33 protein-coding genes are annotated in these 24,485 nt (G+C 55.5%); 29 read left to right on the top strand and 4 right to left on the bottom strand.

Annotation, left to right across the window (positions count from 1 at the left end):
- From AC2FFE_RS12455 to AC2FFE_RS12420, 8 genes are all read left to right on the top strand, one after another.
- The coding region (locus AC2FFE_RS12455) for an EF-Tu C-terminal domain-related protein (protein ID WP_496846774.1) at positions 1-159 on the top strand (159 nt) is incomplete at its 5' end.
- 240 nt (positions 160-399) lie between these two features.
- On the top strand, positions 400-2,127 hold the full coding sequence (locus AC2FFE_RS12450; protein WP_496820242.1) for an amidohydrolase: 1,728 nt from the start codon (positions 400-402) through the stop codon (positions 2,125-2,127).
- Positions 2,128-2,303: 176 nt separating this feature from the next.
- Positions 2,304-2,618, top strand: coding sequence for a 30S ribosomal protein S10 (gene rpsJ, locus AC2FFE_RS12445; RefSeq protein ID WP_008756422.1), 315 nt, complete (start codon positions 2,304-2,306; stop codon positions 2,616-2,618).
- A gap of 15 nt (positions 2,619-2,633) precedes the next feature.
- Positions 2,634-3,359: a 50S ribosomal protein L3 gene (gene rplC / locus AC2FFE_RS12440; RefSeq protein WP_496846769.1), complete on the top strand. Its 726-nt coding sequence runs from the start codon at positions 2,634-2,636 to the stop codon at positions 3,357-3,359.
- Entirely contained in the window at positions 3,356-3,973 is a 618-nt protein-coding gene (rplD, locus tag AC2FFE_RS12435; RefSeq protein ID WP_008756644.1) for a 50S ribosomal protein L4, read from the top strand. Before rplC ends, rplD begins: the two co-directional genes overlap by 4 nt.
- Positions 3,970-4,266, top strand: a complete 297-nt coding sequence (locus tag AC2FFE_RS12430; protein WP_008757532.1) for a 50S ribosomal protein L23 — start codon at positions 3,970-3,972, stop codon at positions 4,264-4,266. Before rplD ends, AC2FFE_RS12430 begins: the two co-directional genes overlap by 4 nt.
- Before the next feature lie 168 nt (positions 4,267-4,434).
- On the top strand, positions 4,435-5,469 hold the full coding sequence (locus tag AC2FFE_RS12425) for a fatty acid desaturase (protein WP_496846768.1): 1,035 nt from the start codon (positions 4,435-4,437) through the stop codon (positions 5,467-5,469).
- A gap of 109 nt (positions 5,470-5,578) precedes the next feature.
- A complete protein-coding gene (locus tag AC2FFE_RS12420) occupies positions 5,579-5,755 on the top strand; it encodes a hypothetical protein (RefSeq protein ID WP_496820244.1) in 177 nt (58 codons plus the stop codon).
- Between the two features lie 148 nt (positions 5,756-5,903).
- Here the strand turns inward: AC2FFE_RS12420 and AC2FFE_RS12415 are convergent, their stop codons facing one another.
- Complete coding sequence (locus AC2FFE_RS12415; protein WP_496846767.1) at positions 5,904-7,415, bottom strand: DUF8370 family protein; 1,512 nt, start codon at positions 7,413-7,415, stop codon at positions 5,904-5,906.
- A gap of 266 nt (positions 7,416-7,681) precedes the next feature.
- Here AC2FFE_RS12415 and rplB point away from each other — a divergent pair, with 266 nt between their 5' ends.
- The 20 genes from rplB (at position 7,682) to rpmD (ending at position 18,610) form a co-directional block, all read left to right on the top strand.
- The gene (gene rplB, locus AC2FFE_RS12410; RefSeq protein ID WP_008757664.1) at positions 7,682-8,524 is read left to right on the top strand and encodes a 50S ribosomal protein L2; all 843 of its coding nucleotides are present in this window, start codon (positions 7,682-7,684) and stop codon (positions 8,522-8,524) included.
- A gap of 3 nt (positions 8,525-8,527) precedes the next feature.
- On the top strand, positions 8,528-8,806 hold the full coding sequence (gene rpsS / locus AC2FFE_RS12405; protein WP_005980699.1) for a 30S ribosomal protein S19: 279 nt from the start codon (positions 8,528-8,530) through the stop codon (positions 8,804-8,806).
- Positions 8,807-8,809: 3 nt separating this feature from the next.
- The gene (gene rplV / locus AC2FFE_RS12400; protein ID WP_039538267.1) at positions 8,810-9,190 is read left to right on the top strand and encodes a 50S ribosomal protein L22; all 381 of its coding nucleotides are present in this window, start codon (positions 8,810-8,812) and stop codon (positions 9,188-9,190) included.
- Positions 9,190-9,900, top strand: a complete 711-nt coding sequence (rpsC, locus tag AC2FFE_RS12395; RefSeq protein WP_008758042.1) for a 30S ribosomal protein S3 — start codon at positions 9,190-9,192, stop codon at positions 9,898-9,900. Before rplV ends, rpsC begins: the two co-directional genes overlap by 1 nt.
- Before the next feature lie 12 nt (positions 9,901-9,912).
- Positions 9,913-10,326 (top strand): 50S ribosomal protein L16, encoded by a 414-nt coding sequence (gene rplP, locus AC2FFE_RS12390; protein ID WP_058283513.1) that lies wholly within the window; start codon positions 9,913-9,915, stop codon positions 10,324-10,326.
- A gap of 268 nt (positions 10,327-10,594) precedes the next feature.
- Complete coding sequence (locus tag AC2FFE_RS12385) at positions 10,595-11,083, top strand: CBS domain-containing protein (protein WP_496820247.1); 489 nt, start codon at positions 10,595-10,597, stop codon at positions 11,081-11,083.
- Positions 11,084-11,109: 26 nt separating this feature from the next.
- On the top strand, positions 11,110-12,477 hold the full coding sequence (locus tag AC2FFE_RS12380) for an ArsB/NhaD family transporter (protein WP_496820248.1): 1,368 nt from the start codon (positions 11,110-11,112) through the stop codon (positions 12,475-12,477).
- 121 nt (positions 12,478-12,598) lie between these two features.
- The gene (locus tag AC2FFE_RS12375; protein ID WP_496820249.1) at positions 12,599-13,219 is read left to right on the top strand and encodes a 2OG-Fe(II) oxygenase family protein; all 621 of its coding nucleotides are present in this window, start codon (positions 12,599-12,601) and stop codon (positions 13,217-13,219) included.
- 205 nt (positions 13,220-13,424) lie between these two features.
- Complete coding sequence (locus tag AC2FFE_RS12370) at positions 13,425-13,631, top strand: cold-shock protein (protein ID WP_480474053.1); 207 nt, start codon at positions 13,425-13,427, stop codon at positions 13,629-13,631.
- Between the two features lie 683 nt (positions 13,632-14,314).
- Positions 14,315-14,521, top strand: a complete 207-nt coding sequence (rpmC, locus tag AC2FFE_RS12365; RefSeq protein WP_037311745.1) for a 50S ribosomal protein L29 — start codon at positions 14,315-14,317, stop codon at positions 14,519-14,521.
- A gap of 4 nt (positions 14,522-14,525) precedes the next feature.
- A complete protein-coding gene (gene rpsQ, locus AC2FFE_RS12360; RefSeq protein ID WP_058272371.1) occupies positions 14,526-14,756 on the top strand; it encodes a 30S ribosomal protein S17 in 231 nt (76 codons plus the stop codon).
- Between the two features lie 75 nt (positions 14,757-14,831).
- Positions 14,832-15,200 carry a 50S ribosomal protein L14 gene (gene rplN / locus AC2FFE_RS12355; RefSeq protein ID WP_008757934.1) on the top strand — a complete coding sequence of 123 codons (369 nt, stop codon included), beginning with the start codon at positions 14,832-14,834 and terminating at the stop codon, positions 15,198-15,200.
- Positions 15,201-15,202: 2 nt separating this feature from the next.
- On the top strand, positions 15,203-15,514 hold the full coding sequence (gene rplX, locus AC2FFE_RS12350) for a 50S ribosomal protein L24 (RefSeq protein ID WP_496846766.1): 312 nt from the start codon (positions 15,203-15,205) through the stop codon (positions 15,512-15,514).
- The gene (rplE, locus tag AC2FFE_RS12345) at positions 15,507-16,067 is read left to right on the top strand and encodes a 50S ribosomal protein L5 (protein ID WP_480501807.1); all 561 of its coding nucleotides are present in this window, start codon (positions 15,507-15,509) and stop codon (positions 16,065-16,067) included. The genes rplX and rplE overlap by 8 nt, the downstream gene beginning before the upstream one ends.
- 19 nt (positions 16,068-16,086) lie before the next feature.
- Complete coding sequence (gene rpsN, locus AC2FFE_RS12340; RefSeq protein WP_010437098.1) at positions 16,087-16,392, top strand: 30S ribosomal protein S14; 306 nt, start codon at positions 16,087-16,089, stop codon at positions 16,390-16,392.
- A gap of 13 nt (positions 16,393-16,405) precedes the next feature.
- Positions 16,406-16,798: a 30S ribosomal protein S8 gene (gene rpsH / locus AC2FFE_RS12335; protein ID WP_039523381.1), complete on the top strand. Its 393-nt coding sequence runs from the start codon at positions 16,406-16,408 to the stop codon at positions 16,796-16,798.
- A gap of 11 nt (positions 16,799-16,809) precedes the next feature.
- Positions 16,810-17,343, top strand: a complete 534-nt coding sequence (gene rplF / locus AC2FFE_RS12330) for a 50S ribosomal protein L6 (RefSeq protein WP_050605833.1) — start codon at positions 16,810-16,812, stop codon at positions 17,341-17,343.
- 11 nt (positions 17,344-17,354) lie between these two features.
- Entirely contained in the window at positions 17,355-17,714 is a 360-nt protein-coding gene (gene rplR / locus AC2FFE_RS12325; RefSeq protein ID WP_039523386.1) for a 50S ribosomal protein L18, read from the top strand.
- A 113-nt stretch (positions 17,715-17,827) separates the two neighbouring features.
- On the top strand, positions 17,828-18,409 hold the full coding sequence (gene rpsE, locus AC2FFE_RS12320; protein WP_496820252.1) for a 30S ribosomal protein S5: 582 nt from the start codon (positions 17,828-17,830) through the stop codon (positions 18,407-18,409).
- Positions 18,410-18,421: 12 nt separating this feature from the next.
- On the top strand, positions 18,422-18,610 hold the full coding sequence (gene rpmD, locus AC2FFE_RS12315) for a 50S ribosomal protein L30 (protein WP_170402795.1): 189 nt from the start codon (positions 18,422-18,424) through the stop codon (positions 18,608-18,610).
- A gap of 300 nt (positions 18,611-18,910) precedes the next feature.
- On the opposite strand, the gene AC2FFE_RS12310 is transcribed toward rpmD, so the two are convergent.
- The 3 genes from AC2FFE_RS12310 to pdxR all read right to left on the bottom strand — a co-directional run bounded on the left by AC2FFE_RS12310 (position 18,911) and on the right by pdxR (position 23,205).
- Positions 18,911-20,404, bottom strand: a complete 1,494-nt coding sequence (locus AC2FFE_RS12310) for an aldehyde dehydrogenase (protein WP_496820253.1) — start codon at positions 20,402-20,404, stop codon at positions 18,911-18,913.
- 17 nt (positions 20,405-20,421) lie between these two features.
- Complete coding sequence (locus AC2FFE_RS12305; protein ID WP_496820255.1) at positions 20,422-21,594, bottom strand: epoxide hydrolase family protein; 1,173 nt, start codon at positions 21,592-21,594, stop codon at positions 20,422-20,424.
- A gap of 147 nt (positions 21,595-21,741) precedes the next feature.
- Entirely contained in the window at positions 21,742-23,205 is a 1,464-nt protein-coding gene (gene pdxR, locus AC2FFE_RS12300; protein ID WP_496820256.1) for a MocR-like pyridoxine biosynthesis transcription factor PdxR, read from the bottom strand.
- 169 nt (positions 23,206-23,374) lie between these two features.
- Between pdxR and AC2FFE_RS12295 the strand changes: the two genes are divergently transcribed.
- Positions 23,375-24,415, top strand: a complete 1,041-nt coding sequence (locus AC2FFE_RS12295) for a TRAP transporter substrate-binding protein (protein WP_496820258.1) — start codon at positions 23,375-23,377, stop codon at positions 24,413-24,415.
- Positions 24,416-24,485 lie beyond the last annotated feature (70 nt).

The raw sequence follows: 24,485 nt of genomic DNA, 5'->3' as shown, positions 1-24,485 counted from the left end.
ACCCTGGCGGAAGGCACCGAGATGGTCATGCCTGGCGACAACGTGTCGTTCGGCGTTGAGCTGATCGCGCCGATCGCGATGGAGCAGGGCCTGCGCTTCGCCATCCGCGAAGGCGGCCGCACCGTCGGCGCCGGCGTTGTGTCGAAAATCACTGAGTAAGGCGCGTAAGCGAATGATCAGACGGAAAGGGCGTCCCTCGGGACGCCCTTTTTTCGTTTTTGCCTAAGCTGATTGTAATGCTACTTATCTCATATTGAGGCATCACAACTAGAAAGAGGTCACAACATGCACTTATTCGCGCGTTCAGTTGGTCTAGTCGCTGCACTTGTTTTTTTATCCACATCAGCGTCGGCACAGCAGATCGCGGACAGGATTTATCTTGGAGGGCCCGTGTTAACGATGAACGACAAGGCTCCGTCGGCTGAAGCGGTCGCAGTCAAAGACGGACGCGTTCTTGCCGTGGGGTCGTTGTCTGATTTGTCGATGCATCGCGGTGAAAAAACCGAAACGTTTGACCTGGAAGGCCGCGCGATGCTTCCGGGTTTTGTAGATAGCCACGGTCATGTGGTCATGGGGGGGTTGCAGGCATTGTCCGCCAACCTTCTTGCGCCGCCTGATGGGAAAGTCGTTGATATCGCCAGTCTGCAAGCCACGTTGTCTGACTGGGCCGACGAAAATGCGCAAGCCGTTGAACAGGTCAAAATGATCATTGGCTTTGGTTACGACAATGCTCAATTAAAGGAACTGCGCCACCCTACGCGACAAGAACTGGACATTGTGTCTGAGGACTTGCCGGTCATTATCGTTCATCAGTCCGGGCATTTGGGAGTAGCAAACTCGAAAGCTCTGGAGTTAGCAGGCATCACAGCCGCTTCAAAAGCCCCTCCGGGCGGAGTGATTCAACGCGATGACGCCGGTGAGCCAAACGGTGTTCTGGAAGAGTATGCATTCTTTTCGGTCCTTGTGCCCATGTTGGGAAATCTGGGTGAAGAAGGCCTGGCGGCATTTGCCAAAGCTGGAACTGAGCTTTGGGCAATGTTTGGATACACCACCGGACAAGAAGGCCGAACCTCAGGAGAAATTGTTGACGTTCTCAAGAAAGTTGCCGCCGAAGATGGGCTCCCAATTGACGTGGTAGCTTTCCCGGATGTTCTTGAGGCTAGGGAATTTATTGGTGCAAACACCTCCAAGAACTACGACAACCGGGTTCGGGTCGGGGGCTGTAAACTAACGATTGACGGCTCGCCTCAGGGTTTCACGGCTTTGAGGGATCGGCCCTATTATGATCCGGTCGGAAACTACTCTGCCGGTTATGCAGGGTATGCCGCTATTACGATGGAGCAGCTACAGGACGCCGTTAATTGGTGTTACGAAAATGGGTTCCAAATCCTTGTGCATTCTAACGGGGAAGGGGCTTCTGACATGCTGATAGCAGCTCTCGAAGAAGCACAGATGAAGTATGGCGACCCGGGAAATCGTCCGGTTCTGATCCACGGTCAGTTTCTGAGAGAGGATCAGGTTGCGAGTTTTAAACGCCTCGGCGTATTCCCATCGCTATTCCCGATGCACACGTTTTACTGGGGGGATTGGCATCGTGATCACACCGTTGGGCCGGTCAATGCAGACAATATCTCACCCACAGGATGGCTGCACGAGCGGGACATGATGTTTGGTACACACCATGATGCCCCGGTGGCCTTTCCAGATAGCATGCGTGTTCTTGCAGCGACGGTAACTCGACGCACACGCTCTGGAGATATTTTGGGGCCGCATCAGAGGGTCGATGTTATGACTGCCTTGAAAGCCATGACAATTTGGCCCGCTTGGCAGCATTTCGAGGAAGATGAGAAGGGGTCTATTGAGGTTGGCAAAGTGGCGGATTTTGTGATCCTGTCGGACGACCCCACAGCCGTTGACCCAGAAACACTGGCGGAGCTTGAAGTGCTTGTAACCGTGAAAGGCGACGAGATTGTTTATGAAGCCGAAGTGGGTGTCCGAGAGGGCAAATTGGACTACTCGCCGTTCTCAAATGATCCTGTGATTGCCCATCTGTATCTGCATGCGGTTTACCAAGGGATGAAGGTAGAGGACGCATGGCTAACCAATGGCGTGTCTGGTGGCGAATAAAACGGTGTTCTTTGTGGCGTTTACCTCTTGCCAAAATGCTCAGGTCCCTGTAGGTCGCGCGAGTTCTCGACAAGAACATCAAGGCGGGGTGATTCCCGCCTTTTGGGTTCGATGAGGGTTGGCGATGCGCGTCTGTCCTCCTCTCAACCCCAACGCCTGAATAAAAGGCTGTTAATATGCAAAGCCAAAACATCCGTATTCGGCTGAAGGCATTTGACTATCGCGTTCTGGATGCCAGCACGCAAGAGATCGTCAACACTGCCAAGCGGACCGGCGCGAACGTGCGCGGCCCGATCCCGCTGCCGAACAAGATCGAGAAGTTCACGGTTCTCCGTGGCCCTCACGTTGACAAGAAATCCCGCGACCAGTTCGAGATCCGCACGCACAAGCGCCTTCTCGACATCGTTGATCCGACCCCCCAGACCGTTGACGCGCTGATGAAGCTCGACCTCGCTGCTGGTGTGGACGTCGAGATCAAGTTGCAGTCGTAATCGGAGGGTATGAGAATGCGCTCTGGTATTATCGCAAAAAAAGTTGGCATGACCCGCCTGTTCATGGAAGACGGCAAGCAGATCCCTGTGACCGTTCTTCACCTGGACAACCTGCAGGTCGTTGCACAGCGCACCGCTGAAAAAGACGGCTACACCGCCGTTCAGCTGGGCGCCGGTGCCGCCAAGGCGAAACGCACCTCGAAAGCCATGCGCGGTCACTATGCCGCTGCAAAGGTTGAGCCCAAGCGTAAGCTGGCCGAGTTCCGCGTCTCCGAAGATGGCCTGATTGATGTGGGCGCCGAGATTTCGGCAGAACACTTCCTGGAAGGTCAGAAAGTTGACGTTTCGGGCACATCGATCGGTAAAGGCTTTGCCGGTGCGATGAAGCGCTGGAACTTCGGTGGTCTGCGCGCCTCGCACGGTGTTTCGATCAGCCACCGTTCGCACGGTTCGACCGGTCAGTGTCAGGACCCGGGCAAGGTGTTCAAAGGCAAGAAGATGGCCGGTCACATGGGTGCTGCCCGTGTTACCACCCAGAACCTGGAAGTCGTCAAAACCGACGCCGACCGGAACCTGGTCTTCATCAAAGGCGCCGTACCCGGACCGAAATCGGGCTGGGTCACCGTCAAGGACGCCGTGAAGAAGAAAGCACCGGAAGGCCTGCCTTTCCCGGCTGCTGTGAAATCGGCTGCAACCGAAGCACCTGCGGAAGAAGCTCCCGCGGAAGGTGGTGAAGCATGAAACTTGATGTAATCAAACTGGACGGCGGCAAAGCCGGCGACATCGAGCTGAACGCCGATCTGTTCGGTCTCGAGCCGCGCGCGGACATCCTGCACCGTGTGGTCCGTTGGCAGCGCAACAACGCGCAGGCCGGCACCCACAAGGTCAAGACCCGCTCGGAAACCAGCTACTCGACCAAGAAGATCTATCGCCAGAAGGGCACCGGTGGCGCACGCCATGGTGACCGTAACGCGCCGATCTTCCGTGGTGGTGGTATCTACAAAGGCCCCGTCGTGCGTTCGCACGGCCACGACCTGCCCAAGAAGTTCCGCAAGCTTGGCCTGCGCCACGCTCTGTCGGCAAAAGCCAAGGCAGGTGAACTGGTTGTGATCGAGAACGCCGAAGCCGAAGGCAAGACCGCCGCTCTGGCCAAACAGGTTGCAAACCTGGGCTGGAAACGCGCTCTGGTCATCGACGGCGCGACCGTGAACGAAGGGTTCCTGAAAGCGTCCAAAAACATCGAAGGTCTGGATATCCTGCCGTCGATGGGCGCAAACGTCTATGACATCCTCAAGCGTGACACCCTGGTGCTCACCAAAGCGGCTGTCGAAGCACTGGAGGCTCGTCTGAAATGAGCGCGAAGGCAGAACACTACGACGTGATCCGCAAGCCGATCATCACTGAAAAGTCGACCATGGCCTCTGAGAACGGCGCGGTTGTCTTTGAAGTGGCGATCGACAGCAACAAGCCGCAGATCAAAGAGGCCGTTGAGGCACTGTTTGGTGTGAAGGTCAAAGCGGTGAACACCACCGTGACCAAAGGCAAGGTCAAGCGCTTCCGCGGCCAACTGGGCCGTCGGAAAGACGTCAAAAAAGCATATGTGACCCTGGAAGAGGGCAACACCATCGACGTGTCCACCGGTCTCTGATCGGACCCGTTTTTGGGTAAACCGTTAAGACCCCCGCGAAAGCGGGGGTTTTTCTATGGCAGCGACACAGAAAATTGAGCGTAAAACAATCGTGTTTTGCACAAATCGCTTGCTATGTGGGGTCGGTAGTCTATCCGGTTCCCAACAGACATGAGACTTGGCAGGCACATGACACACCCCTCTCACTCGACCCGGAAAAACCCGGATGTGACCGCGGCGCGAGATTGGGTGTCTACACTTGCCAAGTATCGCGAACCCAATCAGTGGCGCAGTTCCTTTGAGCTGGGCGTCAGCATAATTCCGTTCTTTGCGCTTTGGGCGCTGTCCTGGATGGCGCTTTCGGTCAGCTATGGGTTGGCATTTGTGATTGCCGTACTCAACGCCGCCTTCCTGCTGCGCTTGTTTGCCATTCAGCATGATTGCGGGCATGGCGCGTTTTTCAGGAACCGGCTGGTCAGTGACTGGGTCGGGCGGGTGATCGGTGTGCTTACACTGACGCCTTATGATGTCTGGCGCCGATCACATTCCATCCATCACAACAGTTCGGGCAATCTGGACAAACGCGGCATGGGCGATGTTCATACTTTGACCGTGGCCGAGTATCAGTCGAAAACACCCCTGAACCGGTTCTGGTATCGTGTTTATCGCCACCCCATCACCCTGTTCGTCCTTGGCCCCGGCTATCTGTTTCTGTTCCAGAACCGTCTTCCGCTTGGCCTGACGGGCAGTTTCACATTCTGGGTCAGCGCGATGGGCACGAATGTGGCCATTCTGGCCGCCCTGTTGACGGTGTATTACTTTGGCGGTCTGATGCCGGTTCTGCTGATCTTTCTGCCCTCGACCCTGATCGCGGCAACGGCCGGAGTATGGTTGTTCTACATACAGCATCAGTTCGAGGATACGCATTGGGACACCGATGAGGACTGGCAACTGCACGAAGCCGCCCTGCATGGTAGTTCGCACTATGTCATGCCGTCCGTGTTGCAGTGGTTCAGCGCCAATATCGGCATCCATCACGTGCATCACCTCTACAGCCGTATTCCTTTCTATCGCCTGACCGAAGTGCTGCGCGATCATGAGGAGCTGGCCAACAGCAACCAGATGACCATCCGCGAGAGCCTGGCAAACGCGCGCCTGCATCTGTGGGATGAGAAAAGCCGTCGTCTTCTGTCCTTCGCCGAGGCCCGTGCGCTCTATGGCTAAGAGGGTCGGCCAGAGGCTTTGAACACCAGCAGGAAGGTTTCCGAATGCATCACACTTGTCTACGTCGCAGCCGTTGCCCCGAGCACGTGATGCGGATAGGGTCGCATCCATGAAACATGTCCCCAAAGAAACGACAGATGAGGCGCTTATTCAGGAGTTCCTGGATAAAGGCGGCAAAATCAGCGTCGGCAAGACCAAACCTGCGCCCGCAGAGCTGGGTCTGAGCAAGAATGTCTGGAACGCCAAGCTGACAAAGGAAGAGAAGGCCGCGCGCGACAAGAAGTGATCGTGCGAGGCCCGTTGGGCAGGCGGAAAGACGTCCAAAAGCATAGGTGACCCTGGAAGAGAGGTACGCCATTGGCGTTTCTACCGGTCTCTGATCGGACGCTTTTAGAGAGAGAAAGGCCCCCGCGAAAGCAGGGGTTTTCATTCTGTTATGAGATCAACGCTCGGAAATTTCGATGCAGAATGTCGCTTAGCTTATGCTGTTCCAATTTGGACTTCGCTTCTAACAGTTCTTTGAAATCATCATCTGTCAGAACGAGGATGTACGCCAACCCGCCCTTGGCAAGATCACGTTGTCGTTCGAGTAAACGGCCTCTATCTTCAACATCGCGACAAGCAATAATGCCGAAACGGCCTCTGTTGTTGTCAAAGCGGCCTAATAGCTGGTCTATTTCCGGATTTGCGATGTCCTTCGAATAGTTCTTGCATTCAACGATAACCATCGTCGCGGCTGTGTTGTTCGCATCCCTGCGTTGAGCAAAAAACCCATGGTTCGCAGCGTTCGTAAAGACTATGTCGATGCGCTTTCGGCCTTGGTTAATTTCCCACTCTTTGTGCGGCTGAATGAGGTCTGGGTAGAAACAAACGGTCAAAGCATGCATAGCCCAAATATGATAGGCATCCGCATCTTTTGCACCCGCAGGTAATCTCTCAAGTTCCGAGATTAAGTCTAAGCAGGATTGCGATACAGATTGATCATCTTCGCTTGTGTTTACCAGTATTCGATCTTCGCTGCTTGCTAGTCGCTTATAGAGTTCCAATAAATCGGGATTTTCAGCCACAATATCAGTAATTAGTTTTTTGGATTTCCGGTGTTTTTCCCGCACATCCTTTTTGTATACCTTTGGCTTGCCTTTAAGTAGCGTTACTAGGCTACTGTTGGCTTGGATATGCTCAGCTACTAAGAAATCCGTAATCTGTTTATTGTAAAATTCTTGGCTGTCTAACGACAGCCGCCTTCTAACTATGTACTTTGGTATGAGAAGCACTGGCTCTTCGTCGATGAAGGGAAGGTCGACAAAGTCACTTCTCCAGTTTCGTAAATTGGCGTCCCAAAGCGGCGGGCCGTTGTACTGCGACGTTGATATGCCATACAAAGAACACTGCTCCTGTGTGTATTGCACCAAGCGCTCTCTGATGACATTGGTGGTCAAATCCGAAATTTTGTCGCGATCTACATTTTCTACAAACAATGCCATTTCGGAAAGATCGGACAACAAGCCTGATTGAAAAGCTGCGCTGTTTTTGATCGCCGCGATGAGTTGGCGGGATTGCTTGTGCCCGACTCCTTTGCCTTTCGGCTTGTCTGATGAAACACCAAGATAGGTTTCATCAGGTTCATTTAGATGAGACATTAAGTTTTGCGCTCTGAGTTCGTCGCCAGTGCGCAACGCGTCCAAGACTTCTAGAAAAAACACTCTAATGAGGTTCGATGCTTCTGCGGACCAAGCGTCGTTTCGAATTTCTATTGCGTAAGGGTCTACGTATACAGGGGTGTCGAAATCAGTGTTTATGTCGACGAAGTCCAGTTGCGACTGCGGTGCATTGAGTTTGAAATACTTGGAGAATTTTGGCACAAAAGTTCCTTTCAAATGATTGAAATGAACGCTACATCTTCGTGCTTTGATTGCAATGTGTATTTTAACTACATATTCAGTCAACTAACGAGCACCGCTGATAAGCCTAGGGTACAGTTTGCGGCAGGCGTCTGTTAAGCATTGCTTCAGGCTTTGCCGAAATGCGCACTTCCCCTATAGACACCCACCCCCAACACTGCTAAACGCACCCAATCTTGCGGCCTCGGATTCGTTCCGGGGCCTCTGATATTTGTAACCGGGGACCTTCGGGGCCCTATACCCTTGGCACCTACGGGGGCCTATCACATAGCGGGGAAATCCCCGCACTTGCTAAACGGAAGACAGAAAGCATGGCACTCAAGTCGTACAAGCCGACGACGCCGGGCCAGCGCGGGCTGGTGCTGATCGACCGTTCGGAGCTTTGGAAAGGACGTCCGGTCAAGTCTCTCACAGAGGGTTTGACCAAATCGGGCGGCCGGAACAACACCGGACGGATCACTTCACGCCGCCGCGGCGGTGGCGCAAAGCGTCTCTACCGGATCGTTGACTTCAAACGGAATAAATTTGATGTCGCGGCAACCGTCGAACGGATCGAATATGACCCGAACCGGACCGCATTCATCGCACTGGTAAAATACGAAGACGGCGAGCAGGCATATATCCTGGCTCCGCAGCGTCTGGCTGTTGGTGACAAAGTCGTGGCATCCGCCAAGGCTGACATCAAGCCGGGCAACGCAATGCCGTTCTCGGGCATGCCCATTGGTACCATCGTCCACAACATCGAGATGAAGCCTGGCAAAGGCGGTCAGATCGCACGTGCGGCCGGTACCTACGCTCAGTTCGTTGGTCGCGATGGCGGCTACGCACAGATCCGTCTGAGCTCGGGCGAGCTTCGCATGGTCCGTCAGGAATGCATGGCCACCGTTGGTGCCGTGTCCAACCCCGACAACAGCAACCAGAACCTCGGTAAAGCCGGTCGTATGCGCCACAAGGGCGTTCGTCCGTCGGTTCGTGGTGTTGCAATGAACCCGATCGATCACCCGCACGGTGGTGGTGAAGGTCGTACCTCGGGTGGCCGTACACCGGTTACACCGTGGGGTAAGGACACCAAGGGTAAGCGTACCCGCAACAAGAACAAAGCGTCCCAGAAGCTGATCATCCGCTCGCGGCACGCCAAGAAGAAGGGACGTTAATCCATGTCTCGCTCTGTTTGGAAGGGTCCTTTCGTCGATGCTTACGTGCTGAAAAAAGCCGAAGCAGCGCGCGAGTCGGGCCGCAACGAAGTCATCAAAATCTGGTCGCGTCGTTCCACCATTCTGCCCCAGTTCGTGGGTCTGACCTTTGGTGTGTACAACGGCCAGAAGCATATCCCCGTCAACGTCTCGGAAGACATGATTGGTCAGAAGTTCGGTGAATACTCGCCAACTCGAACCTATTACGGTCACGCCGCTGACAAAAAAGCGAAGCGGAAGTAAGTCATGGGCAAGGAAAAGAACCCCCGCCGCGTGGCTGAAAACGAAGCAATGGCGAAAACGCGCATGCTTCGCACCAGCCCGCAGAAACTGAACCTGGTTGCGCAAATGATCCGCGGCAAGAAAGTTGAGAAGGCTCTGACCGATCTGACTTTCTCGAACAAGCGTGTTGCGCAGGACGTCAAGAAGTGCCTGCAATCCGCAATCGCGAATGCCGAGAACAACCACAATCTGGATGTTGACGAGCTGATCGTCGCCGAAGCATGGGTTGGCAAAAACCTGGTCATGAAGCGTGGTCGCCCGCGTGCCCGTGGCCGTTTCGGCAAGATCATGAAGCCGTTCTCGGAGATCACCATCAAGGTGCGTCAAGTTGAGGAGCAAGCCTAATGGGTCATAAAGTAAATCCGATCGGCATGCGCCTGCAGGTCAACCGCACCTGGGACAGCCGCTGGTACGCCGACACCAAGGACTACGGTGATCTTCTGCTGGAAGACCTCAAGATCCGTGAATTCATCAACAAAGAGTGCAAGCAGGCCGGTGTTGCCCGTGTGATCATCGAACGTCCGCACAAGAAGTGCCGCGTTACGATCCACACTGCACGTCCCGGTGTCATCATCGGCAAGAAAGGTGCAGACATCGAAGTTCTGCGCAAAAAGCTTGCTCGTATGACCGACAGCGAACTGCACCTGAACATCGTCGAAGTGCGCAAGCCCGAGCTTGACGCGCAGCTGGTTGCCGAGTCCATCGCTCAGCAGCTGGAACGTCGTGTTTCGTTCCGTCGCGCAATGAAGCGCTCGGTTCAGAACGCCATGCGCATGGGCGCCCTGGGTATCCGGGTGAACGTCGCTGGTCGTCTGGGCGGCGCTGAAATCGCACGGACCGAGTGGTACCGCGAAGGCCGCGTGCCTCTGCACACCCTGCGTGCCGACATCGATTACGCACATGCCGAAGCGATGACTCCTTACGGGATCATCGGGATCAAGGTCTGGATCTTCAAAGGTGAGATCATGGAACACGATCCGCAGGCACGTGACCGTAAAGCACAGGAACTCCAGGACGGCCCTGCACCTCGTGGTGCTGGTGGCGGTCGTCGCTAAGGAGGGAAAGATATGCTTCAACCAAAGCGTACTAAATTCCGCAAGATGCACAAAGGCCGGATCAAAGGTCTCGCCAAAGGCGGCTCTGATCTGAACTTTGGCACCTACGGCCTGAAAGCTCTTGAGCCTGAGCGTGTAACTGCACGCCAGATCGAAGCTGCACGTCGTGCCATGACGCGTCACATGAAGCGTCAGGGTCGTGTCTGGATCCGCATCTTCCCCGACACTCCGGTTACGGCCAAGCCGATCGAAGTTCGTATGGGTAAAGGTAAAGGTTCGGTCGACCGCTGGGCCTGCAAAGTCAAGCCTGGCCGCGTGATGTTCGAGATCGACGGCGTCAATGACGACATCGCCCGCGAGGCCCTGCGCCTGGCTGCGATGAAGCTGCCGATCAAGACTCGCGTCGTGGTTCGCGAAGACTGGTAAACAGTCCGGGGAAACCCGAACAACATTGCCCCCGTCGAGAAATCGGCGGGGGCTTTTTTTGATCTGTACTTCGCCATTAGGGCCCTAATTCCAAAATTCAATAGCGGCATTGCAAAAAACACGTGACTCAGGGGTGGCATATTTTCTCATCTGGTGAAAAGAAGCGCTGGAAAACGCCAATCCAAACATGGGTTGGTCATTCTCCGATACGTCTTGTGCACGCAATGTGCCTTGGCTTCGAAATTGCGCTGAAAGACCGAGGACAGGTATGGGCCTTACTTGCCGGGACGTGATGGTCCCCCCCGAAGACCAGCAAACAATTCTTCCAGAAGATACCGTAGCCAAAGCGTTCGAGATCATTCGCGACAGCCGCGCCCGGTTTTTGCCGGTGGTGGATGGTGAAGGTAGTTTCAAAGGCGTTTTCACCGCGCCTACATTGATCAAAATGATCCTGCCTCAGGCCGCGCGTATCGGCGTAAGCGATGAGACGTCGCGCGTGCCGATTGGTCACCTCAGCTTCATGAGCCTGACGAAGGAAGATTTTAGCGAGCAGATCAAACGACTGCACGAGGAGCGGGTTGTCGATCATACATCCAATCCGGCCAATATCCCCGTTCTCGCCCCCGATACGCCGGTGATGGAAGGCGTCTTCCTGATCCACAAATTCAAGCGCCACGTCTTCCTTGTCGAGCCTGAGACCAACCGATTTATTGGTACCGTCAGCCCGAACTCGCTGATTGACTACGCGCTGAGCTAACCTCCCCCAAAAACCGGATCAGAACCTTGACCGATCATTCCGTTTCGCATGGAGAACACGCGTTCTCTGTTCCTCAACTGTTGGGGATCGATCCCCTTTGGGTCGCTACCGGCATCCTGATTGCAGTATATGCTGTCCTGATCACCGAAAAAGTGAACCGCGCGATCCTTGCCATGTTGGGTGCGTCCCTGATGGTGTTGTTTGGTGTTCTAAATCAGGCACAGGCCGTGGCGGGTGTGGATGCCAATACGCTGGCACTGCTTATCGGCATGATGGTGATTGTCGGGATCACCAGCAAATGCGGGCTGTTCCAATACGTTGCGATCAAAGCGGCGAAAGTGGTCAAGGCCAAACCGATGGGCATCCTGATCATGCTAACGCTGATTACAGCTGTGTTTTCGGCCCTTTTGGACAATGTGACCACCGTGTTGTTGATCGCTCCGATTACCTTGCTGATCACCGACGCGCTGGATACGCCGGTGTTTCCCTTTTTCTTTGCTGAAATTCTGGCCTCGAATGTCGGGGGAACCGCGACCCTGATCGGGGACCCGCCCAACATTATCATTGGCTCTGCGGCAAACCTCAGCTTCAACGAGTTCGTGGTCAATCTGGCACCGATTTCGGCGATCTGTCTGGTGGTGCTGACCGGCATAATCTATCTTATGAACCGTCGCACGCTTGCACGCATTCCACAGTCGGCCAGCGAAAAGATCATGCGCTTCAATGAAGATGAGGCGATCACCGATATCCGTCTCATGATCAAATCCCTGTCGGTTCTGGCGCTGGTTCTGATGGGGTTCACGCTGGGTCATGGATACGGGATTCAGCCGGGCACCTCGGCTTTGGCGGGTGCCGCGCTTCTGATGCTGTTGGCTTACGGACATCAGAGCGGTGAAGAACAGTCTGAATCCGTTCATCACATTTTTGGTGAAGTTGAATGGGTCACCATCTTCTTCTTCGGTGGGCTATTCGTGATCGTTGCTGGTGTCGAACATGTCGGTCTGCTCGACTTCTTCGGCCAGAAAGTTCTGGAACTGACCGAAGGGGATATGATGTGGACCGCGTTCTTCATTTTCTGGGCCTCGGGCATCCTGTCTGCCATTCTGGACAACATTCCCTTTGTTGCGACGATGATCCCGTTGATCGAATCCACAGCGGATACGTTCGGCGGCCCTGATGCGATTGAGCCACTTTGGTGGTCGCTGGCATTGGGCGCCTGTCTGGGCGGCAACGGAACCCTGCTTGGGGCCAGCGCCAACCTGACCGTGGCAGCCTTTGCCGAAAAGGCTAAGCAACCCATCGGCTTCGTCAAGTTCGCGATCCTGGCCTTCCCGATCATGATCCTGACCCTCATGATCGCCAACGTATATATCTGGCTGCGCTACTTCTATTAAAGCGTTGTGCGTTTCGGCCGATTGCGTGCATCGACCGTTAAACGATTAGTCGCACCCGGCCAGCCGCTTTTCTAAGGCGGCTGGTCTCGCGCTTACGTCCCGGCTGGGCTATAGCCGGGACATGGCACAGATTGAATCACTCTTTGTTACCCGCCTCTATCGCGCCGCTTTGTCCGAGTTCGATCCCAAGATCGACGCGGGTGAGTTGGAAAGCTCTTGCATTGTCATCGCCGAGGATGACGAGGCCGGGCAGGAGTGGTGTGAGGAAAACGGCTATCCCGGCTACACCAGCTATGCCTCGCTGACCGATCTGCCGTGGCGGTTCCCGATCTTTGCTGATCTGGTAAAGGCGCTGGATCAGCACGTGGCGGCCTTTGCCAAGGATCTGGAGTTTGATCTGGGCGACGGCGAGCTGAAGCTGGAGGACCTGTGGATCAATATCCTGCCCGAAGGCGGCATGCATTCCAGCCACATCCACCCGCATAGCGTAATCTCTGGTACGACCTATGTGGCGATGCCGGAAGGAGCCAGCGCGTTGAAGCTGGAAGACCCTCGCTCGGGTCGCATGATGGCGGCGCCGACGCGGCTGAAGGGCGGGCGGCGCGATTTGCAGCCCTTCATCTACATGAAGCCGCAGGTGGGCGATGTCCTGTTGTGGGAAAGCTGGTTGCGCCACGAGGTGCCGATGAACATGGCCGAGGATGAACGGATCAGTGTGAGCTTTAACTATAAGTGGGACTAGCGCGGCCGCCTGTCACGATCACGTTTCAAGACTAAATGCGAATAGTTCTTGCAATGTGCCGCCATATCAACGATGTGATGCACGCTTTCGTTTTTCTATTTCGACCACTGTCTCCCGATTATTCGGCGTTCAGTCTCTCGATCCAGACCGACAACGCCGCGCTGTCGCAATCCCGCGGACAGCAGTTTACTAGGAGACTACGGATATGGCCAATGGCACCGTAAAATGGTTCAACACAACTAAAGGTTTTGGCTTCATCGCACCGGAGACCGGTGGCAAAGACGTGTTTGTACACATCTCTGCTGTCGAGCGCTCGGGTCTGACCGGCTTGGCCGACAACCAGAAAGTAACATTCGACATCGAGCCCGGCCGTGACGGTCGCGAGTCGGCTGTGAACATCGCTCTGGCGTAAGTCCCCCGGACTTTGACAATTGAAGACGCGGTCCTGTGCGAACGGGGCCGCGTTTTTGCGTTGTGGCGCAAGGCGGGTGAGCTATCGAAATACCGCGGGATGGTTTTGCACCTTACACTATTGCGATTGCACTTCGTTGTCTTGCGTAACCGAGCTTCGACGTTTCTCATCTTGCCAATCTTCGTAATAGTCCGCTCCTACGCCAACTACATGGAGAAAAGCCATTGCGGCGATCGTAAGCCCCAAAGCGCCGAGATCACCTTTATTCGAAATGAACAAATGCCAAAAGTACCAGATCAAGTACACGATACTGACCAGATTTATGGCCACAAGGATCTCGAGTGTTGTTGGGAGTCCCAAAACCTCAAGTATCGACGACAAACTCATAATAATAACCTTCAAGCTGGAATCTACTGCAAGCGGTTGTGCCATTGACAGAATAAGGTCTACAAGTATCAACCCATAGTCGAAGACCTGATTTTCACTCGGCGGAAGGCATGCCTAAAATATATGCTGAGTGGTGCGTTAAACTTCCTCTTGCCACCCACCCCCTAACCCCCTATAGAGCGGCATCTTGCGATCACCCGGCGTAGTCGGGCGATTCGTATGTCTATCATTCATCCACCAGGTCAAAGGTGACCCTGTAAGGGGCCTTCTGGTGTTTTGAGCAAAGGAAAAAGGCGATGAACGCCCAAGAACTGCGTGACAAGACCCCGGACCAGCTCCGCGAGGAACTGGCCAACCTGAAGAAAGAAAGCTTTAACCTGCGCTTTCAACAGGCAACCGGTCAGCTGGAAAGCACCGCTGGCATCAAAGCGGCCCGCCGCAACGCTGCCCGCGTCAAAACCATTCTGAACGAAAAGGCCGCTGCTGCGGCATCGGAGGAGTAATCCTATGCCCAAGCGTATCCTGTCCGGCACCGTAACCAGCGATGCCAATGCACAAACCGTAACCGTGTCCGTCGAGCGTCGCTTTACGCATCCGGTACTGAAGAAAACCATCCGTAAGTCCAAGAAATACCGGGCTCACGATGAAAAGAACGCCTTCAAGGTCGGTGACTCTGTTCGCATCATCGAATGCGCGCCGAAATCGAAGACGAAACGTTGGGAAGTTCTGGAAGCGTAAGCTTTCAGGATTTTTCATTTGTCGAAACCCTGGGGGATCTAACCAGACCAGCCCCCACAGGTCGGGAGAAACCACATGATCCAGATGCAGACCAATCTGGATGTCGCTGACAACTCCGGCGCACGCCGAGTTCAGTGCATCAAGGTCCTGGGTGGTTCCAAGCGTAAATACGCCTCCGTCGGCGACATCATTGTCGTCTCGGTGAAGGAAGCCATCCCGCGCGGCCGCGTAAAGAAAGGTGACGTCCGTAAGGCCGTCGTCGTACGCACCGCCAAGGAAGTCCGTCGCGAAGACGGCACCGCGATCCGTTTTGATCGCAACGCCGCTGTCATCCTGAACAACAACAACGAGCCCGTTGGTACCCGTATCTTTGGCCCCGTTGTTCGCGAACTGCGCGGCAAGAACTTCATGAAAATCATCTCGCTGGCTCCGGAGGTGCTGTAATCATGGCTGCTAAACTCCGCAAAGGCGACAAGGTCGTCGTGCTGGCCGGCAAGGACAAGGGCAAAGAGGGAACCATTTCCTCGGTTGACCCGAAAGCCGGCAAAGCTGTTGTCGACGGCATCAACATTGCCATCCGCCACACCCGTCAGTCGCAAGCGTCGCAAGGTGGTCGCCTGCCTCAGGCAAACCCGATCGAGCTGTCGAACCTGGCACTGCTGGACAAAAACGGCAAAGCAACTCGTGTTGGCTTCCGCATGGAAGGCGACAAGAAGGTCCGCTTCGCCAAGACCACAGGGGACGTGATCGATGCTTGATAACGCAACCTACACCCCGCGTCTGAAGGCTCAGTACGCCGAAACCATCCGTGCCGCTCTGAAAGAAGAGTTCGGCTACAAGAACGACATGCAGCTGCCCAAGCTGGAAAAAATCGTTCTGAACATCGGTTGTGGTGCTGAGGCGGTCAAAGACTCGAAGAAAGCGAAAGCTGCCGTCGAGGATCTGACTGCGATTGCTGGCCAGCAGGCCGTTGCAACCAAGGCGAAGAAGTCGATCGCGGGTTTCCGCGTCCGTGAAGACATGCCGCTGGGTGCGAAAGTAACCCTGCGCGGTGACCGGATGTACGAATTCCTGGATCGTCTGATCACCATCGCGATGCCGCGTATTCGTGACTTCCGCGGTGTGAAACCGTCTTTCGATGGTCAGGGCAACTTTGCCATGGGTATGAAAGAGCACATCGTGTTCCCGGAAATCGACTTCGACAAGGTCGACGAGGTCTGGGGCCTGGATATCGTAATTGCCACCACAGCGAAAACCGACGCTGAAGCTAAGGCATTGTTGAAAGCGTTCAACATGCCGTTCAACGCATAAGCGCCGGGAGGATTGAGACATGGCTAAAAAAGCAATGATCGAACGCGAGAAAAAGCGCGAACGCCTGGTGGCCAAATATGCCGCAAAGCGTGCCGAGCTGAAAGAAATCGCGAATGACGAGAGCAAGCCAATGGAAGAGCGTTTCAAAGCGCGTCTGAAACTGGCGAAACTGCCGCGCAATAGCTCGGCTACCCGTCTTCATAACCGCTGTCAGCTGACCGGTCGTCCTCACGCTTACTACCGTAAGCTGAAGGTCAGCCGTATCGCGCTGCGCGAGCTGGGTTCTGCTGGTCAGATCCCCGGCATGGTGAAATCGAGCTGGTAAGGGAGACATAGATATGAATGATCCTATCGGCGATATGCTCACCCGTATCCGCAACGCGCAAATGCGCGGTAAGTCCACCGTTTCCACCCCGGCTTCCAAGCTGCGCGGTTGGGTTCTGGACGTACTGGCGGACGAAGGCTACATCCGTGGCTATGAAAAGACGACCGGTGAAAACGGTCATCCGGCCATCGAAATCAGCCTGAAATACTACGAAGGCACCCCTGTTATTCGCGAGTTGAAGCGGGTCTCGAAACCCGGTCGTCGCGTATACATGGGTGTCAATGACATCCCGCAGGTCCGTCAGGGTCTGGGTGTGTCGATTGTCAGCACTCCGAAAGGTGTGATGTCGGACCAGAACGCACGCTCCAACAATGTTGGCGGCGAAGTGCTCTGCACCGTCTTCTAAGGAGGTCTGCAATGTCTCGTATTGGTAAAAAACCGGTCGAGCTGCCCAGCGGCGTTACCGCCTCTGTGTCGGGTCAGACCATCGAAGTCAAAGGTCCGAAAGGCACCCGCAGCTTCACCGCAACCGATGACGTCACACTGTCGGTCGAAGACAACGTCGTTCAAATCAACCCCCGTGGCATGTCCAAGCGTGCCCGCCAGCAGTGGGGCATGAGCCGCACCATGGTTGCCAACCTAGTAACCGGTGTGACCCAAGGCTTCAAAAAAGAGCTGGAGATCCAGGGTGTTGGTTACCGGGCTCAGATGCAGGGCAACACTCTGAAGCTGAACCTGGGCTACAGCCACGATGTTGATTTCACTGCTCCGGAAGGTGTCACCATCACCGCGCCGAAGCAGACCGAGATCGTTGTGGAAGGTATCGACCAGCAGCAGGTGGGCGAAACCGCGGCCAAAATCCGCGAATGGCGCCGTCCCGAGCCGTACAAAGGCAAGGGCATCCGCTATAAGGGCGAGTTCATCTTCCGCAAGGAAGGCAAGAAGAAGTAAGGACGCAAACAATGGCAAACAGCAAAAGAACCCTGTTTCTGAAGCGCCGCCTGCGCGTTCGGAACAAACTTCGCAAAGTCAACGCCGGCCGTGTACGCCTGTCGGTTCACCGTTCGAACAAGAACATCAGCGTTCAGTTGATCGACGACGTTCGTGGCGTGACCCTGGCATCGGCCTCGACCCTGGAAAAAGATCTGGGTGTTGTTGGCAAGAACAACGTCGAAGCGGCCACCAAAGTGGGCGCGGCCATCGCCGAGCGTGCCAAGAAGGCAGGCGTCGAAGAGGCCTATTTCGATCGTGGTGGCTTCTTGTTCCACGGCAAGGTGAAGGCAGTCGCCGACGCCGCGCGTGAAGGTGGCCTGAAGATCTAAGACTTGCGGGCGGGTTTCGATCTGCCCCGATGATCCGGGGGCCTCGGCAACAGTCGGGGCTCACTTGGATTGAACAAACGGCGCCATGCGCCACATGAGAAAAGGGATGCCAAATGGCAGAACGTGAAAACCGTCGGGGCCGTGGCCGCGACCGTGACGAAGCACCGGAGTTTGCAGATCGCCTGGTCGCAATCAACCGCGTGTCGAAAACCGTAAAAGGTGGTAAGCGCTTTGGCTTCGCCGCTCTGGTGGTTGTCGGCGATCAGAAAGGCCGTGTCGGCTTTGGCAAAGGTAAAGCGAAAGAAGTACCTGAAGCCATCCGTAAAGCGACTGAGCAAGCCAAGCGTCAGATGATCCGCGTGCAACTGCGCGAAGGTCGGACCCTGCACCACGACATCGAGGGCCGTCACGGCGCCGGTAAAGTGGTTATGCGCACCGCACCTGAAGGTACTGGTATCATCGCCGGTGGTCCGATGCGTGCTGTGTTCGAAATGCTGGGCGTCAAGGACGTTGTGTCCAAGTCGCTGGGCTCGCAGAACCCGTACAACATGATCCGCGCCACCATCAACGGCCTGACCAAAGAGCAGAGCCCGCGTTCGGTTGCCGCACGTCGTGGTAAAAAGGTTGCCGACATCCTGCCCAAGCGGGACGAAGCCCCCGTTGCTGAAGCGCCTGCTGCTGAAGCAGAAGCATAAGGAGAGCGACCCATGGCAAAAACCATCGTCGTCAAGCAGATCGGCTCCCCGATCCGCCGCCCCGCCGAACAGCGCGCAACCCTGATCGGTCTGGGCCTGAACAAGATGAACAAGACCCGTGAGCTGGAGGATACTCCCTCGGTCCGCGGCATGGTCAACAAGATCCCGCATCTGGTTGAGATCATCGAAGAACGCGGCTAAGCGCAGCATCTTTGAAAAGTTTAAGGCCCCCGTGTTTTCGGGGGTCTTTTTTTGTGCTTGCGATCAGGTTCGTCGGCTGTGAGTCCATACTTACATGCTGACCTTGCGCGGCGCTGAAGAACAGCTCGCCTTCGAATACCGTTTCGTCGCTTACGGTCGCGGCAATTGGCTGGAGATTATGGTAGGATGAAAGGCTGCAGTGGGCAGGTGACAACACAAATCTGTCAACAATGAACCTGCTGACAACCGGTTGCGTAAGCAAGATCGGGGTTTACGGGTAAAGCTCTGCACATGGCTTGCTTAACCGACTTTCGATTGAATCCAGATCGTCTTGGTTTGCAGGTACTGTTCCAAGGCTTCAGTACCGTTATCTCGCGCCAGCGATCCAGACTGCTTATAGCCGCCAAACGGAGTCTTGATGTCGCCCTCAGAATAGCCGTTGACAGAGACTGTACCACACGGCAGCGACCGAGCCATGTGAATGGCTTGGTCAATATCCTGCGTGAATACGGTGGCGTGCAGGCCATAGTCGGTGTCACATGCGATGGCGAGCGCCTCTTCGGCAGAGTTCACCGACATTATGCCGAGAACCGGCCCGAAAATTTCTTCGCGCGCGATTTTCATCTCTGGTGTTACGTTCTGGAACACGGTGGGTTCAATGAAATGCCCTGGCAAGTCACTGTTGCCACCCAGTATCTTAGTTGCGCCATCATCGAGACCGCTTTGGATATAGCGCATGACCATTTCCTTGTGGTCGCTCGTGATCATCGAGCCGATATCGGTGGCAGGATCCAGCGGATCGCCCAGTTTGAACGCCCTAACACGGTCAATAATGCGCGATGAGAACTCCTCGACCAACGGCGCAGCGATCAATTGACGCATGTTGGCCGAACAATTCTGCCCGCCATTCCAGAAGGCCGCCATTGCGGCATGGTCAATCAGATCGTCATCCATGACGGCGTCACCGAGCACGATGAATGGGCTTTTGCCACCCAGTTCCAGGCCGACAACCTTGAGGTTGCTGTCTCCGGAATAGCGCATGAACATCCGGCCCACTTCGGTCGAGCCGGTGAAGGACACAGTGTCTATATCGCTGTGCAGACCGACGGCTTTTCCGGCGGTCTCACCGTAGCCCGGAATGACGTTGATGACGCCTGCTGGCACTCCGGCTTCATGCATCAGCTCGGCAAGGCGGAGAGTTGACAGTGGTGTCTGTTCGGCGGGTTTAATCACGGCGGAGCACCCCGTGGCGAGAGCCGGAGCGATCTTGAAAGCGGCCATCAGCAGCGGAAAGTTCCATGGTAAAATCGCCCCGGCCACGCCGATAGGTTCCTGCACCACCAGCCCCAAGGCCCCTGGACCCGTGTTGGCAACCTTGCCAAAGGTCTTGTCGGCCAATTCGGCGTACCACTGGAAGAATTTCGGGACCTCGACGCCGATCTCCTCCATGCAGTCATTGATTGTTTTACCGGCATCAATGCTTTCAAGAACTGCTAGTTCATGGGCGTGCTCGCGTACCAGTTTGGCGACTTTCAGAAGGACCTCTTTGCGCTCTTCCGGCTCCGCTCGCGACCAGGTGCCTTCATTGAACACACGCCGTGCCGCGGCAACCGCACGGTCCACATCCGCTGCCTTGCAGTGTGCAACCTCAGCCAGGACGTCTCCCGTTGCTGGGTTGGTTGTCTCGAATTTCTCGCCATCCGCAGCATCACAGAAAGCGCCGTCGATGAATGCCCGACCATTGAGATTCAGTTTAGAGGCAATAGCCTGATAGTCGGTGTGGGAAAGCGTCATGCCTAGTCTCCGTTGGATCAGCCGCGCAACGTGCGCGCAAATTTGCGAATGTCATTCAAGAGCATCTGCGGCTCTTCCATCGCCGCGAAATGACCGCCCTGCGGCATCTCGGTCCAGTGCTGAATGTTGTAGATGCGCTCCGCGTAGCTGCGCGGTGGCCAACGCAGCATTTCGGCGGGAAAAACGGCGCAGCCAGTTGGCACTTCGACGCGCTTGCCTTCAGGCGACAAGATGCGCCCGCCTTCCTCGCGCCGTCCGTAGTAAATCCATGACGCCGTATTGAAGCAGCGCGTGGTGATGTAGATCATGATGTTGGTCAGAAGCTCGTCTTTTGAATGGGCGTTTTCGATGCCACCCACCGGCACATCTGACCAATCATGGAACTTCTCGATCAACCATGCGGCTATGCCCACGGGGCTGTCCATCATCGCGTAACTTAGCGTCTGTGGTCGCGTCGCCTGTTGCGTACGATATCCATTTTGCATGATCTGTTCATGGTCAAATTGCGCTTCCCATGCTCTTTCTTCAGCAGTCTGAGGTCCGTCCGGGTGCCGCATGGTCAGAACGTTGACATGGATCGCAGAACAGGCGGGGGCATGGTCGTAGCCCAGCCATGAACAAACCGCGCCCCCCCAGTCGCCGCCCTGCGCGAGATAGCCGCTAAAACCCAACGTGTCTGTCATCAGGGAGTTGATGACATGTGCCATCTTGCGCGGCCCGTAGGGGCGGGGCGGGCGACTTGAAAACGCGAATCCCGGCAGTGACGGGGCGATAACGGTGAAGGCATCAGCGGCATCGCCGCCAAAGCGTTCGGGATGGGCCAACGGCTCGATGATTTCGAAGAATTCGGCCACGGAACCCGGCCAGCCGTGACTGATCATCAGCGGCATCGGGTTTTTGCCGCTTCCGGGTTCATAGATGAAATGCATGTCGATCCCGTCGACCGAAGTGCGGAAGTTGGAAAACGCGTTGATGCGCGCCTCTTGAGCACGCCAGTCAAACTCATTTACCCAATAGGCACAGAGCTCTTTCAGGTAGTCCATGTTGGTGCCGTAGTCCCAACCGCCGTCATCGGGCATCTCGTGCCAAGGGTAGTTGGCGACACGGTACAAGATGTCATTTAGTTCCGCGTCTGGCACCTGAAAGTGGAATGGCGCCACATTCGGGTTGGAGGTAACTTGGTCTTTCAAAAGGCGGGTCCCCGGATCTCACAGACATCATCGCGCACCCCTCGCAAAGGGGGCGTGAAATTCAGATAACTAGAGAACTCGGCGGATCGCGAGGGACAGAACGCGCATTTCACAGTGACAGATCGCGACTTGCGCCCCGAAGAGGCCTCACCACCCTTGGCGAATCTCGTCGGCGATAAGCTTCACGCCGGACTGAAACTTGGATACCGGCACATATGCGAAGCCAAGACGGAAGCTTCTGCTGTCGCTGTTGCCGATGTAGTAGCGCTGCCCCTTGTCGATCAGAACACCATTTTCGCGCAGCCGTTCCGCCAACGCACTGGAATCAAACCCCTCGGGCCCGGTCAGCCAGAAGGATGTACTGCCTTCCGTCCTGGATCGCTGCATCATGCCAAGATGAGTGTCGATGGCGTTATTCATCGCATGCCAGCGCTCGCTGAACCGATCGCCGATCCGCTGCACATGCGCGTCGTAGTGACCAAGCCGAAGAAATAGCGCCAGGATTTCCTGAACGATTGTCGGTGGATGGCGCATCATCACGCCGCGGGCGATACGTGCCTGACGAATGATATCGCGATGGGCCACGACAAAGCCCATGCGAAGCCCTTTTGAGACGATTTTTGACAAGCTGCCCACATATATCACCCGACCTGTCGTATCCAGTGACCGTAATGAAAGCGGGGGCTGTGTGATAGAGTTCATGGCGACGTCATAGTCGTCTTCGACAATGATAAGGTCTTTTTCCACGGCCGTTTTGATCAGTTCCTCACGGCGGGTTTGGCTCATTGTGACCATCGTCGGGAACTGGTGGCTGGGAGTTGTAAAGACAAGCTGGCAACCCTCTGGTATCGCCGATGGGATCAGGCCTTCCTGATCTATCGGAACCCCCATGAGTGTGTTGCCGGACTGCACAAAGGCATTTCGTGCGCCGAAGTAGCCAGGGTTTTCCATCGCAACCGGGTTTCCCTGAGGCGCGAAGATCGACCCCAGAATGAACAAGGCATTTTGCGCACCGAGCGTGATCAGGATTTCGTCGTCTTCGGCATAGATACCGCGTGTGGACAGAAGACGCTGGCGCAGTTGTTGCAACAGTTGCGGGCTGTCGCTTTCGACGGCATCGCTGGCCCATGCCGGCATGCGCGCGCGTCCCAGCACCTGTCTGGAGCATTCCCGCCAACCGTCAACGGGAAACAGATCCGGATCAGTTTGATTGTAGATGAACGGATAGGGATACCTCCGATAGTCCACAGGCATGATGATCGGTTCAAGATTGTTTGGCTTGAAATTGACCGGGCACTCTTGGATCTCGCGCTCGGCCGCCTTGGCCTTGCCGCGCGCGGTTTGCAGTGCTGCCATCTTCGGGTGAATGAAGTAGCCTGATCGATCACGCGAGACCAAGAACTCAAGATCCACCAGACGGTTATAGGCGGCGAAGATCGTGTTTCTGGATACTCCAAGCTGGTCCGCCAGCTGTCGGCAGGACGGCAGCGGACGGTCGTAGGCCAGCGCATCCGACGTTATTGCCGTACTGACAATTTCGCAGACTTGGTCGCGCAAACTGAGGCGTGAGTATTCGGGAAGCTTTATAAATCGCAGTGCGGTCGAGCTCAAGCCTGCCACCTTATCCTGTGCTTTTGCCATTTGTTGTAACGTTTCGTAAAGTAGCCTGTCAGTCTCCTGGCAATCTGTCACCTGCTTTTAATCAATCTGTCACTTTCACCGGCTCGGGGGCAGGCCGATGATGTGAGCAAGAGAAAAAGCTCAACGGGAGAATGATCTAATGACTATGTCGTCTATACTGAAGGCAGTCTGTTTTGCGTCGGCGACCGCATTGTTCGCGCAATCCGCGGCTGCCGAGAAAGTGCTAAAACTGGGAACGGTCGGGTTTATTGGCATGCCGATTGGTGATGCCATCGATCAGGCTTTGATCCCAACGCTGAACGAAGTGTCGGGCGGTCAGTTGACGATCGAGCCGCATTACCGCAAGTCGCTTTGCAGCGAGCAGACATGTGGCGAACAAGCGAACCAGGGACTTCTGGCGCTTTGGACAAGCTCCACGGCGAACTTCGGCAACTTCGGAACGGCGCTTGCTATTTTTGATTTGCCCTACATCTTCAAAAGCATTGAGGATGCTGACCGGATTTCGTCGGAGTGGTTGGCGGAGAAACAGTGTCAGGTCGCTGCCGAGGAAGCGGGTCATGTTTGTCTGACCGTTTACTCCTCGGGTGGTTTCCGGCAGCTGGGTAATGCGAATGGACCGGTGCGGGTGCCAGCGGACATGGAAGGGCTTAAGTGGCGCGTTACCAAGAGCCCAATTGAATACACGCTGGTCAAGAATTGGGGGGCTGTCCCCGTGCCGTATGACTGGGCGCAGCTCTATCAGGGGTTACAGACCGGCGTTGTGTCTGGCCAGTATGTCGCTACTCCCTGGCAGCACGTGGCCAAGCTACATGAGGTTGCTCCATATTTCACCGAGATCGGTGGCTCTTGGTCTGGCAATCAGCTTTCCATCGACAAGCGCCAGTACGATGCGCTGACCGATCAGGAAAGGGAATGGCTGCACACAGCAGCGAAAGCGTTTGGTCAAAGAGTGCAGGAACTGGACCGCGAATGGGTCGAGGCGGGTGAGATTTCCATCAAGGAAACCGCAAAGGACTGGTATGTTCCGACCGAAGAAGAGCTGACACTCTGGCGTGCCGGGGCCATCGATGCCTGGCTGAATGCCAAGGGCACCTACGACCCGGTAACCGCGCGCCGCGTTCTAGAAGAACAGGGCATGAGCAATTTCATTGCTCAATTGGAAGCAGCGGGCGCGCTCTAAATCGAGCGGACCACGATTGAGATTGGCAAGGGCGCGGGATCGGGTTCCGCGCCCTTACATAACAACAAAC

The organism is Ruegeria sp. YTSA168 (genome assembly GCF_059610045.1).
This window is presented reverse-complemented; position numbering and strand designations above follow the sequence as displayed.